Source organism: Eubacteriaceae bacterium Marseille-Q4139 (genome assembly GCA_018223415.1).
Taxonomy (GTDB): domain Bacteria; phylum Bacillota; class Clostridia; order Lachnospirales; family Lachnospiraceae; genus CABSIM01.
In genome coordinates, this window is the sequence record JAGTTQ010000001.1 from 3,476,843 (window position 1) to 3,495,522 (window position 18,680).

General features: G+C 51.2%; 14 protein-coding genes and 1 tRNA gene. 13 read left to right on the top strand and 2 right to left on the bottom strand.

Annotated features, from left to right (window positions below):
* The first annotated feature begins 100 nt into the window (after positions 1–100).
* The 9 genes from KE531_16630 (at position 101) to KE531_16670 (ending at position 12,062) form a co-directional block, all read left to right on the top strand.
* Positions 101–685: a LysE family transporter gene (locus KE531_16630; protein ID MBR9955216.1), complete on the top strand. Its 585-nt coding sequence runs from the start codon at positions 101–103 to the stop codon at positions 683–685.
* Between the two features lie 111 nt (positions 686–796).
* A complete protein-coding gene (locus KE531_16635) occupies positions 797–2,716 on the top strand; it encodes a DNA gyrase subunit B (GenBank protein MBR9955217.1) in 1,920 nt (639 codons plus the stop codon).
* A gap of 12 nt (positions 2,717–2,728) precedes the next feature.
* Positions 2,729–4,966, top strand: a complete 2,238-nt coding sequence (locus tag KE531_16640; protein ID MBR9955218.1) for a DNA topoisomerase 4 subunit A — start codon at positions 2,729–2,731, stop codon at positions 4,964–4,966.
* A gap of 24 nt (positions 4,967–4,990) precedes the next feature.
* Positions 4,991–5,707, top strand: a complete 717-nt coding sequence (gene deoD, locus KE531_16645; GenBank protein MBR9955219.1) for a purine-nucleoside phosphorylase — start codon at positions 4,991–4,993, stop codon at positions 5,705–5,707.
* 82 nt (positions 5,708–5,789) lie between these two features.
* Positions 5,790–6,875 (top strand): aspartate-semialdehyde dehydrogenase, encoded by a 1,086-nt coding sequence (asd, locus tag KE531_16650; GenBank protein ID MBR9955220.1) that lies wholly within the window; start codon positions 5,790–5,792, stop codon positions 6,873–6,875.
* Positions 6,876–6,896: 21 nt separating this feature from the next.
* A complete protein-coding gene (locus KE531_16655; protein ID MBR9955221.1) occupies positions 6,897–7,946 on the top strand; it encodes a galactose mutarotase in 1,050 nt (349 codons plus the stop codon).
* Positions 7,947–8,423: 477 nt separating this feature from the next.
* Complete coding sequence (locus tag KE531_16660; protein MBR9955222.1) at positions 8,424–10,475, top strand: type IA DNA topoisomerase; 2,052 nt, start codon at positions 8,424–8,426, stop codon at positions 10,473–10,475.
* A gap of 129 nt (positions 10,476–10,604) precedes the next feature.
* Positions 10,605–11,351 carry a PD-(D/E)XK nuclease family transposase gene (locus KE531_16665; GenBank protein MBR9955223.1) on the top strand — a complete coding sequence of 249 codons (747 nt, stop codon included), beginning with the start codon at positions 10,605–10,607 and terminating at the stop codon, positions 11,349–11,351.
* Between the two features lie 33 nt (positions 11,352–11,384).
* Complete coding sequence (locus KE531_16670; GenBank protein ID MBR9955224.1) at positions 11,385–12,062, top strand: UDP-N-acetylglucosamine pyrophosphorylase; 678 nt, start codon at positions 11,385–11,387, stop codon at positions 12,060–12,062.
* A 49-nt stretch (positions 12,063–12,111) separates the two neighbouring features.
* On the opposite strand, the gene upp is transcribed toward KE531_16670, so the two are convergent.
* Both upp and KE531_16680 read right to left on the bottom strand, forming a co-directional pair.
* Positions 12,112–12,741, bottom strand: coding sequence for a uracil phosphoribosyltransferase (gene upp / locus KE531_16675; GenBank protein MBR9955225.1), 630 nt, complete (start codon positions 12,739–12,741; stop codon positions 12,112–12,114).
* An 87-nt stretch (positions 12,742–12,828) separates the two neighbouring features.
* The gene (locus KE531_16680) at positions 12,829–13,647 is read right to left on the bottom strand and encodes a DUF4163 domain-containing protein (protein MBR9955226.1); all 819 of its coding nucleotides are present in this window, start codon (positions 13,645–13,647) and stop codon (positions 12,829–12,831) included.
* 188 nt (positions 13,648–13,835) lie between these two features.
* Here KE531_16680 and KE531_16685 point away from each other — a divergent pair, with 188 nt between their 5' ends.
* From KE531_16685 to KE531_16700, 4 genes are all read left to right on the top strand, one after another.
* Entirely contained in the window at positions 13,836–14,552 is a 717-nt protein-coding gene (locus KE531_16685) for an IMP cyclohydrolase (GenBank protein ID MBR9955227.1), read from the top strand.
* 17 nt (positions 14,553–14,569) lie between these two features.
* The gene (locus tag KE531_16690; protein MBR9955228.1) at positions 14,570–15,748 is read left to right on the top strand and encodes a phosphoribosylaminoimidazolecarboxamide formyltransferase; all 1,179 of its coding nucleotides are present in this window, start codon (positions 14,570–14,572) and stop codon (positions 15,746–15,748) included.
* A gap of 237 nt (positions 15,749–15,985) precedes the next feature.
* Positions 15,986–16,068: transfer RNA gene (locus KE531_16695), tRNA-Leu, on the top strand.
* 1,471 nt (positions 16,069–17,539) lie between these two features.
* Complete coding sequence (locus KE531_16700; protein MBR9955229.1) at positions 17,540–18,589, top strand: GDP-mannose 4,6-dehydratase; 1,050 nt, start codon at positions 17,540–17,542, stop codon at positions 18,587–18,589.
* The last annotated feature ends 91 nt before the right edge of the window (positions 18,590–18,680 follow it).

Consider the following 18,680-nt stretch of genomic DNA (forward strand, 5'->3'; position numbering starts at 1 on the left):
TATTGACAATATATTATAAAAATAGTACAATATAAAAGAAAATACAATATATAATACTTTTCTATCAATATTGTAGCGATCACGAAAGGAGATGTCAATGATGTTCCAATGGTTTTCTTTCCTGTCCTATGCCGTCATCACGGCAGCAACTCCCGGCCCCAACAACATCATGTCCATGTCCAACGGGAGCCAGAAAGGCTTTTTAAAGGCGATGCCATTCAATCTCGGCATATGGGCCGGTTTTTCTGTGGTCATGTGCCTCTGCACGGCCTTTTGCAGCTTTCTGTCGTCACTGATTCCGAAAATTAAGCTGCCTATGCTGATTTTAGGAGCTGCCTATATGCTGTACCTGGCCTGGGAAACCGTAAAAAGCACTGGAGAGATAGAAGAAATTTCTGCCCGCGGCGGATTCTTTTCCGGCTTGTTTCTCCAGTTTGTCAATCCCAAGATCTATATCTACTGCATCATGTCCATGGAAGCTTACATACTTCCCATTTACCACGGCCAGGCCCTGCCGCTTTTTGGCTTTGCCATGCTGCTTTCGTTCATTGGCTTTGCCTTTACCGTTGTCTGGTCGGCCTTTGGCTCCGCATTCCGTATCCTGTTTTCCAGGTACGCGAAGGCCGTGAATACGGTCATGGCCCTGCTTCTTGTCTACTGCGCCGTTTCCCTGTTCGCAGCATAAGCTTTTGCCCGTTTCCGCCCCAAAGAAAAAGACAGGACTTGCCAATTCAGGGCAAAAGAGTGTATAATGGTACGGACTGTAAACTGGAAGTACAAGATCTGGAGGTAAGACATGGGGAAAGCACAGTATAATGCGGACAGCATCACCGTTTTAGAGGGGTTAGAGGCCGTCCGCAAGCGCCCCGGCATGTATATCGGCGGCGTCGGCACAAAAGGCTTAAACCATTTGATTTATGAGATTGTAGACAATGCGGTGGACGAGCACCTGGCCGGCTACTGCACGGAGATTTTTGTGACCCTGGAGGACGACGGCTCCTGCACGGTGTTTGACAACGGCCGCGGGATTCCCGTGGAAATGCATAAAAAAGGCGTTTCCGCCGAACGCGTGGTATTATCCACGCTCCATGCCGGCGGAAAGTTTGACAATAATTCCTATAAGACAAGCGGCGGCCTCCACGGCGTCGGCTCCTCGGTGGTGAACGCCCTTTCCGAGCGGTTAAAAATCCGCGTGTTCCGGGACGGCTTTATTCACTATGACGAGTACGAAAAGGGAATTCCCGTGGTAGAATTAAAGGACGGGCTGCTCCCGACCGCAGGGAAGACGAAGCTTACGGGTACGGAGATCCGCTTCTGGCCCGACGGCAGCATTTTTGAAAAGACAAGATTTAAGGCCGACTGGCTGAAGAGCCGCCTCCATGAGACGGCCTATTTGAATCCGAAGCTGACAATCCATTACGAGAATAAGCGGCACGGGGAGGAGGAGTCCATTCTTTTTTCCGAACCGGACGGAATTATCGCCTACGTGCGGGAATTAAACGCCGGGAAGGAAGCCGTTCACGCCCCGGTGTATTTTAAGGGCACGTCGGAAAACATCGAGGTGGAGGTGGCCTTTCAGTTCGTGGACGCCTTTGAGGAGAACGTCCTCGGCTTCTGCAACAACATTTTTACCCAGGAGGGCGGAAGCCACCTGGTAGGCTTTAAGACGAAGTTTACGATGCTCATCAACTCTTACGCAAGAGAGCTTGGGATTTTAAAAGAAAAAGATACGAATTTCACCGGTGCAGACACGAGAAACGGCATGACGGCCGTCGTCGCTGTCAAGCACCCCGATCCGATTTTTGAGGGACAGACGAAGACGAAGCTTGCAAGCGCCGACGCCGCAAAGGCGGTGGCAGCCATCAGCGGCGAGGAGCTGGAGCTGTTTTTTGACAGGAACCTGGAAATCTTAAAATCCATCATCGCCTGCGCGGAAAAATCCGCGAAGATCCGAAAGGCCGAGGAAAAGGCCAGAACCAACATGCTTTCCAAGTCAAAGTTTTCTTTTGACAGCAACGGAAAGCTCGCCAACTGCGAGAGCCGCGATCCGGCCAAATGCGAAATCTTTATCGTAGAGGGCGATTCCGCCGGAGGCTCTGCGAAGATGGGCCGCGACCGCCAGTTCCAGGCGATCCTGCCAATCCGCGGAAAGATCTTAAACGTGGAGAAGGCGTCCATGGACAAGGTGCTTGCAAATGCGGAGATCAAGACCATGATCAACGCCTTCGGCTGCGGCTTTTCGGAGGGGTACGGAAACGATTTCGACATTACGAAGCTGCGCTACGATAAAATCATTTTAATGACGGATGCCGACGTGGACGGAAGCCACATCGACACGCTGCTTTTAACCTTTTTGTACCGGTTCATGCCGGAGCTCATCTACGACGGCCATGTCTACATCGCCATGCCGCCGCTTTATAAGGTGGTGCCGAAAAAGGGCGAGGAGAAGTATCTTTACGACGATAAGGCACTGGAGGAGTACCGGCGCACCCACAAGGGCGATTTCACGCTCCAGCGGTACAAAGGCCTCGGGGAGATGGACGCCGACCAGCTCTGGGAGACGACGTTAAACCCGGAAAACCGCGTCTTAAAGCTTGTGGAAATTGAGGATGCCAGGATGGCCTCCGAGGTGACGGAGCTTTTAATGGGAAGCGATGTGCCGCCGAGAAAGCAGTTTATCTACGACCATGCCGACGAGGCAGTGATCGACGCATAGTGAGGAGAACATATGGCTGAGAGAATTATCAGAACGGAATATTCGGAGGAGATGCAGAAAAGCTATCTGGACTACTCCATGAGCGTCATCACGGCCCGCGCCATCCCGGACGCCAGGGACGGCTTAAAGCCGGTGCAGAGGCGCGTGCTCTACGACATGAGCGAGCTGCGGCTAAACCACGATAAGCCCCACAGGAAGTCGGCGCGTATCGTCGGCGATACCATGGGTAAGTACCATCCCCACGGCGACAGCTCCATTTATGAAACCCTGGTGGTTCTGTCCCAGGCGTTTAAAAAGGGAATGCCCCTTGTGGACGGCCACGGGAACTTTGGCTCCATCGAAGGCGACGGCGCCGCGGCCATGCGCTACACCGAGGCCAGGCTTCAGAAATTTGCCGAGGAGGTCTACTTAAAAGACCTGGATAAGACCGTGGAATTCGTCTCCAACTACGACGAGACGGAGCGGGAGCCGGAGGTGCTTCCTGTCCGCGTACCGAACCTTTTAATCAACGGCGCCGAGGGCATCGCCGTGGGTATGAGCACCAGCATCCCGCCCCACAACCTGGGCGAGGTCATCGACGCCCTGAAGGCCTATATCGACAACCGCCTCCTGACGGTCTCGGATTTAATGGAGTACATGCCGGGGCCGGATTTCCCCACCGGCGGCATCATTGCCAATAAAAGCGAGCTGCTCTCGATTTATGAGACGGGAACAGGGAAATTAAAGCTCCGCGGCCGCATGGAGGTGGAGCTTGGAAGAAGGAAGACAGACCGTGACAAGCTTGTGATTACGGAAATCCCCTACACGATGATCGGCGCGGGAATCAATAAGCTTTTGGTGGACATCGCCGATCTGGTGGAGTCCAAAAAGCTGCCGGACGTGGTGGACATTTCTAACCAGTCCAACAAAGAGGGGATCCGCATCGTTTTGGAGCTTAAAAAGGATGCGGATATCCAGAAAATCCGCAATCTCCTCTATAAGAAAACAAAGCTTGAGGACACTTTCGGCGTCAACATGCTGGCCATTGCGGACGGCAGGCCGGAGACCATGAATTTAAAGGAGATTTTAAACACCTTCCTGGAGTTCCAGTATCGGAACATGACGAAAAAGTACGGCGTCCTTCTGGAAAAGGAGCTGGAAAAGAAGGAAATCCAGGAGGGGCTTATCGAGGCCTGCGACGTCATCGACTTAATTATCGCGGTGCTGCGCGGCTCCAAAAACTTAAAGGATGCCAAGGAATGCCTGATGCACGGCGACACATCGAAAATCAAATTCCGGGCGCCGGGCTTCGAGGAGGACGCGAAAAAGCTCTGCTTTACGGAAAAGCAGGCCACGGCCATCCTGGAAATGCGGCTTTATAAGCTCATCGGCCTGGAGATCATTGCGCTCCAGAAGGCCTATAAGGAGACGTTAAAGAAAATCCGCGAGTACCGTCACATCCTGGCCAGCCAGAAAAACATGGACGAGGTCATAAAAGAAGACCTGGATCAGATTAAGGCTGAGTTTTCCATGCCGCGGCGCACGCTCATCGAGGACGGCGGCGAAATCGTCTGCGAGGAGGTCAAGGAGGCGGCGAGAGAAGTCGTCTTCGTCATGGACCGGTTCGGCTACTGCAAGATTATGGATCCGGCCCTTTATGAGAAGAACAAGGAGACAGCAGACGCGGAGAGCGTCCGGACGCTCCCTGTGATGACCGACGACAGGCTCTGCTTCTTTACGGATCTCGGGGCGCTCTATCAGGTGAAGGCGGCCGATGTGCCGGCAGGAAAACTCCGGGACAAAGGCGTGCCTCTCGACAACATCAGCCGCTTTGACGGCACAAAGGAGCGGATTCTCCTTGCCATGACGGCGTCGGCGCTTCCCGGCGCGAAGCTTCTCTTTGCGACGGCTCAGTCCATGGTAAAGCTTGTGCCCGGTGAGGAATTCATAACGGCAAACCGCATGGTTTCGGCAACGAAGCTTGCGGACGGCGATACGGTGGCTGAAATCCGCCTGATGGGCGAAGAAAAGGAGGCTGTGCTCCAGTCGGCCCAGGGCATGTTTTTGCGGTTCTCCATGGAAGAGATCCCGCTTTTAAAGAAAAATTCTAGAGGCGTCCGCGGCATGAAGCTTTCGGACGGCGATATCCTGGAGCATGTTTATTTCCCGGAAACAGAACCGGTGATTACCTATAAAGAAAAGGAAGTCCACTTGACCCGCTTAAAGGCTGCAAAGCGCGACGGAAAAGGCAATAAGGTGCGGCTTTCCTAAATGGATGAAAAGGAGAAATGGCAAATGGAAATGACGCCCACACCGCATATTGAAGCAAAATCCGGCGAGATTGCAGAATCCATCCTGCTGCCCGGCGACCCGCTGCGGGCGAAAATGATTGCAGAGACATTTTTTACGGATCCCGTGCAGTTTAACGCCACGCGGAATATGCTGGGATTTACCGGGACATATAAAGGAAAGCGGATTTCGGTCATGGGAACCGGCATGGGCTGCCCGTCCATGGGGATTTATTCCCACGAGCTGATCCATGGCTACGGCGTGAAGCGGCTGATCCGTGTGGGGACGGCTGGCGCCATGCGAAAAGATGTGAAGGTGCGCGACCTCATCTTTGCCATGGGCGCCTGTGCCGCCACGGATTACGTGAGGCAGTTTGGCCTTCCAGGCGACTTTGCCTGCATTTGCAGCTTCCCGCTTCTTAAAAAGGCCGTGGAGGCGGCGGAGGCCGCGGGGCTTCCTTACCATGTGGGGAATGTGATGACCTCCGATCTTTTTTACACGCCGGAAAAATCAAGACATCAGGGCCTTTCCTTTGCCGACATGGGCGTTCTGGCGGCGGAGATGGAGACGGCGGCGCTCTATGCCAATGCGGCGCTTGCCGGCGCAGAGGCCCTTACGATCTGTACGATCTCGGATTCCATGGTGACGGGAGAGTCGACCACTGCAAAGGAGCGGGAGACGTCGTTTCTTGACATGATCCGGGTGGCCCTTGAAATTTCTTGATTTTTGTCCGGATTTGATGTAGGATAAAACAAATATGGCGGGGCTGTTTTGATACTGGCTCCGTATGAGGAGACGATGCAGCATGGAGAAGAAACTGAAGGTAGGCATTCTCGGCGCGACTGGTATGGTTGGCCAGAGATTTATTTCCCTTTTGGAAAATCACCCGTGGTACGAGGTGGTGACGGTGGCGGCAAGTCCCCGCTCCGCAGGGAAGACATATGAGGAGGCCGTCGGCGGCCGTTGGAAAATGACAACGCCGATGCCGGAGGGCGTAAAAAATCTGATTGTAAAGAACGTAAACGACGTAGCAGAGGTGGCAGCCACGGTGGATTTTGTGTTCAGCGCCGTGGACATGACAAAGGACGAGATCCGCGCCATCGAGGAGGCGTATGCGAAGGCGGAGACGCCGGTGGTTTCCAACAACAGTGCCCACCGCTGGACGCCGGACGTGCCGATGGTGATCCCGGAGGTGAACCCGGAACATTTCGCCGTCATCGAGCACCAGAAAAAGCGGCTGAAAACGGAGCGCGGCTTCATCGCCGTAAAGCCCAACTGCTCGATCCAGAGCTATGCGCCGGTGCTTTCCGCATGGAAGGAATTTGAACCGTATGAGGTGGTGTCGACGACTTACCAGGCCATTTCCGGCGCAGGAAAGACGTTTAAGGAATGGCCGGAGATGGTGGAGAATGTGATTCCCTACATCGGCGGCGAAGAGGAAAAGAGCGAGCAGGAGCCCTTGCGTATCTGGGGCACCATCGAAAACGGCGAGATCGTGAAGGCGAAGGAACCGGTTATCACCTGCCAGTGCGTCCGTGTGCCGGTATTAAACGGCCATACGGCGGCCGTGTTCGTGAAATTCCGGAAAAAGCCGACGAAGGAAGAGCTCATCGAGCGGATGGTTTCCTTCCGCGGCCTGCCCCAGGAATACGAGCTTCCCAGCGCGCCGAAGCAGTTTATCCAGTACCTTTCCGATGACAACCGGCCGCAGGTGACACTGGACGTGGATTTTGAGCACGGCATGGGAATTTCCGTCGGAAGGCTCAGGGAGGATACGGTCTATGACTGGAAGTTCATCGGCCTGTCCCACAATACGGTGCGCGGCGCCGCAGGCGGAGCCATTCTCTGCGCCGAGCTTTTGACAAAGGAAGGCTATATTCAGGCAAGATAAGCGGACGGAAGCGAGGAAGTTATGATAAAGAAAGAACGATTTGGAACGATGCCGGACGGACGCCCGGTGAGCCTTTATACCATAGAAAATCCCGGCGGTGTTTCGGCTTCCTTTACGGATCTCGGCGCCGTTTGGGTAAAGCTTTTGGCGCCCGACTGGGAGGGAGCGAAAAAAGATGTGCTCCTGGGGTTTGATGATGCGGACGGGTATTTAAACAACGGCCCGCACTTTGGTTCTGTCGTGGGACGGATTGCCAACAGGACGGCGAAGGGACAGTTTTTCTTAAACGGAACAGAGTACCGCCTTGCCATCAACAACGGTGAAAACAACCTCCACAGCGGCCTGGACTATTATGATAGAAGACTCTGGGAGGCCGAAGAAGGCGGGGATGGCCGCAGCGTGACCTTTACCCTTTTAAGCCCGGACGGCGACCAGGGATATCCGGGGAATGCGAAGATTTCCGTCACCTATACGCTTTCGGAAAAGGACTGCGTGGAGATTGTCTACCGCGTCGTCTGTGACCAGGATACGCCGGTGAACCTGACGAACCACGCCTATTTTAACCTGGCCGGCCATGACGGCGGAAGCGTTATGGGGCAGGAAGCCAGGATCGAAGCGGATTTCTATACACCGAACGGAAAAGATTCGATTCCCACCGGCGAGATTCTAAAGGTAGACGGGACACCGATGGATTTTCGGGCGGCCAAGGCCTTTGGCCGCGACATTGACGCAGAGTTCGACCAGCTTACCTGGGCCGGCGGCTACGACCAGAACTGGTGCTTGAACCACCATCCCGGCGAGTATGCGCTTTCGGCCTGGGCGCACGATCCGGGAAGCGGTCGGGCCATGGAGGTCTATACGGATGCGCCGGGTGTCCAGCTTTATACGGCAAACGGCCTTTCCGGCGTTTCGGGAAAAGGCGGCGTTTCCTACGGAAGACGCGGGGCGTTCTGCTTCGAGACGCAGTTTTATCCGGATTCGGCCAATAAGGCCCAGTTCCCAACTATTATCTTGAAGGCGGGGACGGAGCTTGTGAGCCGGACAGGGTATCGGTTTTATGTGGAAAAATAACCGTTCTGCGGTTATTTTGCCTGCGCATACTGGTTTTTGCGTTCACCGCAAAAATCCAGGCGCTAAGTTCCGCCGGAGGCCCATGGCCGCGCAGCGGATATGGTAGAATGACAGCAAAGCGGGCATTATACCTGCGCATTCTGGTTTCTGCGCTTGCCGCAGAAATCCAGGCGCTAAATTCCGCCGGAGGCCCATGGCCGCGCAGCGGACATGGTAGAATAACGAGGAAAGCGCGGCTCATGCTTGCAGGAAGCCGCATTTGACGAGAAAAACCATCGAGACAGTAGTCGAGATGGAAAAATAAAAGGAGAAGTGCCTGGGGCGGCCCGGGCATTTTTCGTTTCCTATGGAACAAAAACGCTTCGCAGGGAGACGCGCTCTGCGTAAAAGGATATGGCTGTTAAAACAGCCGCGCTCCGGCGCGAGGGTGCGCGAGACGCACACTTTATTATTTTCGGTACAGGAGTCAAAAAACAGATGGGCAAATCATTATTTATTGCAGAAAAACCAAGTGTGGCCCAGGAATTTGCCAAGGTGTTAAAAATTACGGGAAAGCGCGGTGACGGCTATCTGGAGTCGGAAAACGCCATTGTGACCTGGTGCGTCGGCCATCTCGTCACCATGAGCTATCCGGAGGCCTATGATCCGGTGTACAAGCGCTGGTCTATGGATACGCTTCCCTTTCTTCCGAAGGAATTCAAATACCAGGTCATTGACGGCGTGGCAAAGCAGTTTAAAATCGTGAGCGGGCTTTTAAACCGGAGCGATGTGGAGACAATCTATGTCTGTACCGACTCGGGGCGCGAGGGAGAATACATATACCGCCTTGTGGAACAGATGGCAGGCGTAAAGGGAAAAACGCGCCGCCGCGTCTGGATCGACTCCCAGACGGAAGAGGAGATTCTGCGCGGCGTCAGAGAGGCAAAGGAGCTTTCGGAGTATGACAACCTGGCGGCTTCGGCGTATCTTCGGGCAAAAGAGGATTATCTGATGGGCATCAATTTTTCACGCGTGCTGACGTTAAAATACGGCCCGTCGGTGGCGTCCTATCTCAGAGAAAAACGGGCTGTTTTATCCGTGGGCCGCGTGATGACATGTGTCCTCGGCATGGTTGTCCGCAGGGAGCGGGAGATCCGCACCTTCGTAAAGACGCCGTTTTTCCGCGTCCTCGGCACCTTCCGTATGCCGGGGCAGGAGACGGCCATCGAGGCCGAATGGCGTGCCGTCGAGGGCTCGAAGTATTTCGGGACGCCGGCGCTCTATAAGGAAAACGGCTTCCGGGAAAAAAAGGACGCCGAAGCTCTGGTGGCTTTTCTTTCCGAGCCGCCCATGGAGGGGACGCTTCTTTCCGTGGAAAAAAAGCGGGAGACGAAGAATGCGCCGCTTTTATATAATCTGGCGGAGCTTCAGAATGACTGCTCAAAGCTCTATAAAATCAGCCCCGATGAGACGCTGAAAATCGTCCAGGAATTGTATGAAAAGAAGCTGGTGACGTATCCGCGTACCGATGCCCGCGTGCTGTCGTCGGCTGTGGCGAAGGAGATCCAGAAAAACATCGGCGGCCTTCGGAACGTGCCGCTGCTTTCCGGGTTTGCCTCGGAGGTGCTGGAAAACGGCGCATATAAAAAGATTGCGGGAACTCGCTATGTGAACGACAAGCAGATCACCGATCACTACGCCATCATCCCCACCGGGCAGGGGCTTTCGGCGCTCCGGGGGCTTGGGGAGCTGCCCCTTAAGGTCTACGAGCTGATCGGGAGGCGGTTTCTGGCAATTTTTTATCCGTCGGCCGTCTATCAGAAGGTTTCCCTGCATATGGAAAAACAGGGCGAACATTTCTTTTCCAGCTACCGTGTGCTGGCCGAGGAGGGCTATTTTAAGGTGACTCCGCCGCCGCAGAAATCTGCGAAAGCGAAAAAGAGCGGGGACGGCGAAAAGCAGGAAAACGGAGAGGAGATCCAGGAGATCGATCCCGGCCAGGGCGAGAAGGCCGAGGCGCTTCTTTCCATGTTAAAGAGCTTAAAAAAAGGAGAGAAGCTGGAGCTTACGAAGCTTTCCATCAAGGAAGGCGAGACGACGCCGCCCAAGCGGTACACCTCCGGCTCCATGATCCTTGCCATGGAAAATGCCGGTCAGCTCATCGAGGACGAAGATCTGCGGGCCCAGATCAAGGGCAGCGGCATCGGCACCAGCGCTACCAGGGCGGAGATTTTGAAAAAGCTTTTCAACATCAAGTATCTGTCCCTGGCAAAGAAAACCCAGGTCATTACGCCGACGCTTTTCGGGGAGATCGTCTTCGACGTGGTGAGCGCCTCCATGAAACAGCTTCTGAATCCGGAGCTTACGGCAAGCTGGGAAAAGGGGCTTACTTACGTGGCCGAGGGCACGATCACGCCGGAGGAGTACATGGAAAAGCTGAACCGGTTTGTGGCCCTTCGTACCGACAGCGTGAAGCAGGTGAATAATCAGGCGCTTTTGCGGCCGTATTTCGATGCGGCGGCGCAGTTTTATAAGAAGCAGGGCGGTTGAAACACGGGGTACTGTGTGGTAAGATAGAAATAGAAAAACGGTTTTTGGAATTTGCGTAGAGGCGATTTTGTGAATAAAAGGCAGCAGTTCACGGAAGAAGACCTTCAAAGACTTCGTGGATTTCGTCTAATGGATGATGATTTTATGACGAAGTGCTTTGAAAATAACATTGAATGTACGGAACTTGTGATACAAATTGTGTTAGGCAGAGATGATATCAAAGTAAAGAAAGTAGAGACGCAGCATTTAATAAAAAATCTTCAGGGACGGTCTGTCGTTCTCGATATCTTTGCAACGGACTGTACAGGAAAGAAGATCAATATTGAAATCCAGCGTGCGGACCGTGGAGCCGGTGCAAAAAGGGCGAGATACCACAGCAGCCTGATTGATGCGAATATTACGGAGCCAGGAGAGAAAATGGAGAATCTGCTGGAAATGTATGTGATTTTTATTACAGAAAAAGATGTAATGAATGGAATGCTTCCGATTTACCATATTAACCGTGTGGTTGAGGAAACTGGCATGCCATTTGATGATGAAACACATATATTGTATGTAAACGGGGAATATCGGGATGACTCTCCCATTGGAATCCTGATGCATGACTTCTCCTGTACGGATCCGGCAGATATGAAGTATAAAGTGCTTGCGGAGCGAGCAAGATATTTTAAAGAAGATGAGGAAGGAGTGGCTGTTATGTGTAAAGCGATGGAAGAAATGCGGAATGAAGCTGCCAGAGCCGCCGACCTTGCGGCCAGACGCAGAGTTGCAGCCAGCCTGTTAAAAACCGGCAAACTATCTCATGAAGAAATCGCAGCCTGTGCAGACCTGACTCTTCAGGAAGTGAAGGCACTGGCAGGTGAAAAAGGGGCCTGATATCCATTTTTATAAAAAAAGGAGGAACCAATCATGAAAAAAGAGGAGACAAAAATTACCTGCCTGTATGACCTTTCTCATACGGCGGCAAAACCACTGCTTGAGCAGTACACCTACCCGTGGGAGGTGCTGCCGCATATCAAGGAATGGATCCTGGAGCTTGGAAAGACGCTTTCTGGAGAAGAGTATGAACAGCTCGGGGAGAATGTCTGGGTACATAAAAGTGCAAAGGTATATCCAAGCGCATATCTGGGAGAGTACATCATCATCGGAAAGGATGCGGAAGTGCGCCACGGTGCGTTTTTGAGAAGCTCCGCCCTGGTGGGCGAGGGCGCTGTCGTGGGAAATTCCACGGAGCTGAAGAATGTGATCCTGTTCGATAAAGTGCAGGTTCCGCATTACAATTATGTGGGCGATTCCATCCTGGGATACAAGGCCCACATGGGAGCCGGATCCATTACCTCCAACGTGAAGTCCGATAAGCATCTGGTAAAAGTCCACGCAGAGGACGGGGATGTGGAGACCGGGCTTAAAAAATTCGGCGCCATGCTCGGAGATAACGTGGAAGTGGGCTGCGGCTCTGTTTTAAATCCTGGTACGGTGATTGGAAGGAATACGAATATTTATCCGCTGTCCAGCGTCCGCGGATGTGTGGCGGAGAATTCGATTTATAAGAGGTTGGGGGAAGTGGCAGAGAAAGAAGAACGGTAAAATATGAGGGTCAGCCGTATGTTTCGGCTGGCCCTCAAACTGTAATTTGCTATTTCGTACCAAAAATCCGATCCCCAGCATCTCCAAGCCCCGGGCAGATGTACGCATTTTCATTGAGCTCCCGATCCAGGTGTCCAACATAGATCTGGATGTCAGGATGCGCCTCATGGAGCCGCTTAAGTCCCTCGGGGGCAGCGATGATGCACATGAATTTAATCGTCTTTCCGCCATGCTGCTTGATAAAATCCACAGCCGCCACAGCAGAACCGCCGGTCGCTAACATCGGGTCCGTCACAACGATGGTTCTCTGGTCGATGGGGCTCGGAAGCTTGCAGTAGTATTCGTGGGGCTCATGGGTCACTTCGTCGCGGTAGAGGCCGATATGGCCGACTTTCGCCGTCGGGACGAGAGCCAGAATACCGTTTACCATGCCGAGGCCGGCTCGGAGAATCGGGACAATGGCTAGCTTCTTTCCGGAAATCACCGGAGTGAAACATTTCTCAATCGGGGTTTCCACTTCCACTTCTTCCAAAGGCAGGTCACGGAGTGCTTCGTATCCCATCAGGGTTGCGATCTCCTCGATCAGGGTGCGGAATTCGTTGGTTCCAGTGTTTTTGTCCCTCAGCATGGAGATCTTATGCTGAATTAACGGGTGGTTAATAATTGTAACATTATCCATAGTATTGTGTACCAGCCTTTCTTGTTTTTTAAAGCCCCATTCCGGAACTTTTTCTCATATGGTATCAAAACCGGAGCGAAAAATCAACTATTTCGTATCCGGCGTATAACTTACAATGGCAAAATCACCGATGGCATGGGACACCGGGACACTGATGTAAATCGTCCCCTCATTTTCGTAGGAAAATGCCTGCGGGAAGCCCTCCAGGCCGGAAGCCGTAAAGTCGCACTGCTTTAAAATTTCCCACCAGTCCTCCAGCGACTGAGATTTCAGATAGTCTTTAACCTCGGAAGAATTGGCCGGCTTATGGACGACACAGTCATCGGATACGAGATATCCGGCCATCGTATAGGCATCGGCATAGTCGGAAAGGCCCATGAGCACACCTTTGTCGAGATCCACCGTCGTGGTGTAGAACAGCGCCGTGGGGTGGGCAGCGCCCTCCGTCATCAGGGAACCTTCGTAGGTGAGCACGGCGCGGCTGCGGTCGAGTGATACGACGGTGCACTGGACGGCCACCGTATCCGAGGCGGCATTTACCTCATAATCGGTGAGAATCTGAATTGCCTTCTCCTTTATGAGATTGTTGACCGTCTCCTCCATGTCGGCATTTTTTAAGTTGGAGAGGATCGGATATTCAATGGAGACCTTGCCGTCTTTATGGGTGGCAATCTGGGAGCGGACACTTAAGGCGGAAGCGGAGCTCTGGCCTTTTTTCGTTTCCTCCTCAGCAGTTTCCTCCGGCTTGGCCGCCTCGGTTTCCTTTGCGGCTGCCGTAGTCGGCGACATGGATTCCGCCTCTGTATGGGAACTTGTCAGATCCACTTTTTCCCTGGATTTACAGCCGGAAAACGAAAGGCACGCGGCTGCCGTCAAAAGCAGAAAGTAGTATTTTTTCTTTTTCATAAGGGAATTCCTCCTTTGTAAATCAAATCCATATCTTCATTATACTGGAACTTTCCCGTCTTGTACATGGAAAGAATATGTAGAAATTCTTAATATTCTGTAACAGATTGTCAATTCGCTGTTTTCTTTAATGAGAAAATATGGTATGCTTAATACAAACATGCATTCATATACGAGGAGGAACATCCATGAAGCTTTTATCGCTGGCAGAAGAATTACAGGGCAATTCTTATCCTGGAAGAGGAATCGTCCTTGGAAAGTCGAAAGACGGGAAAACGGCCGTAGCGGCATATTTTATCATGGGAAGAAGCGAAAACAGCAGAAACCGCGTGTTCGTGGAAGAAGGGGCAGGGATCCGTACCCAGGCCTTTGATCCGGCAAAGCTGGAAGATCCGAGCTTAATCATCTATGCGCCTGTCCGCGTCCTTGGAAACAAGACCATCGTCACAAACGGCGATCAGACGGACACGATTTACGAGGGCATGGACAAGCAGCTCACCTTTGAGCAGTCCCTGCGCTCCAGGGAATTCGAGCCGGACGGCCCGAACTTCACGCCGCGGATTTCCGGCATCATGCATATTGAAAATGGCGGCTACAATTATGCCATGTCCATTTTAAAGAGCAGCGACGGGAACCCGGAAAGCTGCAGCCGCTTCACCTTTGCCTATGAGAAACCTCTTTGCGGAGAGGGGCATTTCATCCACACATACATGAGCGACGGAAACCCGCTGCCGAGTTTCGAGGGCGAGCCGAAGCGCGTGGCCATCGACGGCGATATCGATGCATTCACAAAGATGGTATGGGAAAGCTTAAACGAAGAAAACAAAGTCTCCCTGTTTGTCCGCTTTATTGACATTGAAACAGGAAAATACGAGAGCAGGATCGTAAATAAAAACCAGAAATAGGGAAAGGAAGATCAAAAATGAAAGAAATGGAATTAAAATACGGCTGCAACCCGAACCAGAAGCCGTCCAGAGTCTTCATGGCTGATGGAAGCAAGCTTCCGATTACGGTGTTAAACGGCAAACCCGGCTATATCAACCTGCTGGATGCATTAAACGGCTGGCAGCTTGTAAAGGAGTTAAAAAAAGCCACCGGTCTTCCGGCGGCCACTTCCTTTAAGCATGTTTCCCCGGCCGGTGCGGCTGTGGGTCTGCCGATGGATGATGTCCTGAAGAAAATTTACTGGGTGGACGATCTGGGCGAGCTGTCCCCGCTTGCATGTGCTTATGCAAGGGCGAGAGGCGCTGACCGCATGTCTTCCTTCGGCGATTTTATCTCCCTGTCCGACGTCTGCGACGTTGATACGGCACGACTCATCAAGCGCGAAGTTTCTGACGGCGTCATCGCGCCGGGCTACGAGCCGGAGGCGCTGGAAATCTTAAAGGCCAAGAAAAACGGAAATTACAACGTGATCCAGATCGACGAAAATTACGTGCCCGAGGAGATCGAGCGCAAGCAGGTGTACGGCGTCACCTTCGAGCAGGGCAGGAACAATCTGGAGATTAACCGGGAACTTCTCTCCAACGTGGTGACTGAGAATAAGGAAATCCCGGATTCCGCAAAGATTGATTTGATGATTGCGCTGATTACCTTAAAATATACCCAGTCCAACTCCGTCTGCTATGTGAAGGACGGACAGGCCATCGGTATCGGCGCAGGCCAGCAGTCCCGTGTGCACTGTACACGCCTTGCAGGCCAGAAGGCCGACAACTGGTTCCTCCGCCAGGCACCGCAGGTTTTAAATCTGCCGTTTATCGACAAGATCAAACGCGCCGACCGCGACAACGCCATCGACGTTTACATTGGCGAGGAGTACATGGATCTTCTGGCTGACGGCGAGTGGCAGAAGGTCTTTACGGAAAAACCGCCGGTGTTTACGAGAGAGGAGAAGCGCGCATGGCTTGATAAAATGCAGGATGTGGCGCTGGGCTCCGATGCCTTCTTCCCCTTCGGCGACAACATCGAGAGGGCGAAAAAGAGCGGCGTGAAGTACATCGCACAGCCGGGCGGATCTGTCCGTGACGACAATGTCATTGAGGTCTGCAATAAATATGGCATGGCGATGGCTTTTACTGGCATTCGTCTGTTCCATCACTAAGGTAGAAATATATAGGCGGGGGCTGGTTTTTTGCTGGCCTCCGGTCTGTATGTTTTGAGGCGCGGAAGATGGGGAAGAAGCCCGTTTCGTGGGGACTTTGTCTGCGATGGGGGTGTAAACTGTGTTTTTTGTTTTGTGCAGTGCGGTTTTGCAAAAATATCTTTCCTGTGAAATAAAAAGTGCTTGCCAAAATGGGACAGAGATGGTAAAATAATTTTCGTTGCAGAGATGCAAAACGCCGGCGTGGCGGAATGGCAGACGCATCAGACTCAAAATCTGACGGGGGCAACCTCGTGCCGGTTCAAGTCCGGCCGCCGGCAGGAAGAAAAAAGAGCATTGCAAGATCATCAGGATGGATGATTGAGCGGTGCTCTTTTTTCGTGTTCGGAAAATCCAGGTTCGGGATCCGTAGCTGCGGGGTCCGGCCTGGATTTTTTTGTATTTTAGCTTTTCTTTTTTGTAGGGGTGGCTTTTATTTGCAGGTCTCTGAGCAGTTCTATTGTTGTGTTATAAAATCTGTTATCTGTGTAACCGGTCTCGGGATTTTCGGAGACTGTGTTTTTCTTGAGATTTCCAAGTATGTTCAACGGCTTTGTACTTCATTTCTGGTTGTCGTTGTATGGGAGTCTGGTGATTTTCTGATGATACCATTGATATCTTTGACTTTCTTGAATGTGAATTCCGTTTTTTGAATCCTGATTTTGATAATGTACATGATGGAAGCTGTCTTTTGAAGACGGCTTTGAAGTCTGTGGGTAGGCGTAGAAATAGGTGTATTGGTGGGCGTAAATTATGACGCCAATGTGGTGATAAGAGAAGATATGTTTTTTGTTAGTTCTATACTTGGGATTATTTTTGGGGGTTGGATATATAAGAGTTTGATATGTGAACGTATGGGCATGGGGAAGTTCTGCATGGTGGTCTAAGACTGGGGTGGAAATGGAATGGGAGTGGTGGTTTGTGGTTGAATTGGCGGTTTGGAAATTGTGGGGAATGTGAATAGAGCGAGGGAGAGTTTGAAGGGTAGAGAGATGGTTGGGGGATGGTGGGTGGAATGAAAAAGAAGAAATGGTTAGTAATGGTTGGGCTAAAAAATTAGTTGGTTAGGAAAACGGTATGAGGACTGGAAAATACATAAAAATGGACTGGAAAAAATGTTTTTGTGTAGAAAGACTTGTATAGTGATTTCTTCATTATAAAGCGAAAGTCAGATGGATGATGCGGGAACTCTCCTATTATAAATCAAAAGTCGGGAGCCTGATTGGTTGAGAAGAGGATGAAATTATTCATTTTGGATAGATGGACGCAGATAGTGATTACTTCATTATAAATCAAAAGTAGTGGCATGAAAGATGATGTCCACACGGCAGAAGCCCTGATTTTATCAGTATTTTTAGAGGATGTGCGTTATAGATTGGCAGGTCTGTCCAAATGATTTTAGATGAATGAAAAGCGTCAGTTTTCGATTGCTATGTAGAAAACATCTCTACCCAAATGAAATTATTGAAGCTGATGGAAGCCAATAAAGTAGTTAATGTTTGAGGTGTCTGTCCTAAATGGAATAGTTGATAAGTGAATAGAGAAAATGAACATTTCAGGCGTTGATTTGATGGGATTTTTGTATTGAGTTTATGGACAGACATGACCTTGATCTGAGAGAAAGACTAAATGATTAAGTAATAGAAAAGACTGCTGTGGAAATCAAGAAGAAATGATAGATATCGGAATGATTCTATACAGCAATTTCGATCACAAAAAATAAAGGGGAACCATGAGATGAGTTATGTTGATTTGAATCATAAAACAATTTTAGTGACAGGTGCTGCCGGTTTTATTGGCTCCAACCTGGTAAAGAGACTTTATCAAGATGTGGAGGATGTGACAGTCATCGGCATCGATAACATGAACGACTATTACGATGTGCGATTGAAGGAAGCAAGGCTTTCTGAACTGTCGGTGCATCCTTCCTTTATTTTTATCAAAGGAAGCATTGCGGACAAGAAACTTATCAATAAGGTATTTGATCAATACAAGCCGCAGATTGTTGTGAACCTTGCGGCTCAAGCCGGCGTCCGTTATTCCATTATTAATCCAGATGCTTATATCGAATCGAATCTGATTGGTTTTTACAACATCCTGGAAGCTTGTCGTTATTCCTACGACGAAGGTCATATGCCTGTAGAGCACTTGGTTTACGCTTCCAGTTCCTCTGTGTATGGTTCCAATAAAAAAGTTCCCTACAGCACGGATGATAAGGTGGATAACCCGGTTTCCCTTTATGCAGCTACGAAGAAATCAAACGAATTGATGGCTCATGCTTACGCAAAGCTATATAACATTCCGTCAACTGGTTTGAGGTTCTTCACCGTGTATGGCCCGGCTGGTCGGCCAGATATGGCTTATTTTGGATTTACCGATAAGCTGAGGGCTGGAAAAACAATCCAGATTTTCAATTACGGTAACTGTAAGCGGGATTTCACCTACATCGATGACATTGTGACCGGTGTGGAAAAGGTGATGGGAAAAGCACCGGATAGAGTTACCGGAGAGGATGGATTACCTGTACCTCCATACGCCCTTTATAACATAGGAAATAATCACCCGGAAAACTTACTGGATTTCGTGCAGATACTGAGCGAGGAATTGGTAAGAGCCGGTGTACTGCCTGAGGACTATGATTTTGATTCTCATAAGGAACTGGTACCGATGCAGCCTGGTGATGTACCGGTGACCTATGCGGATACGAGTGCTCTGGAACAAGACTTCGGGTTTAAGCCGAGTACAAGTCTTAGAGAAGGATTAAGACGTTTTGCAGAGTGGTATCGGGAGTTTTATATGTAAAACCTACCGTGGAAATATTGAACACGGGAAAGGACAAGATATCCACACGATGTGACTGAAGAGAATGTATACGTGTGGGGGAGGAGAAAAG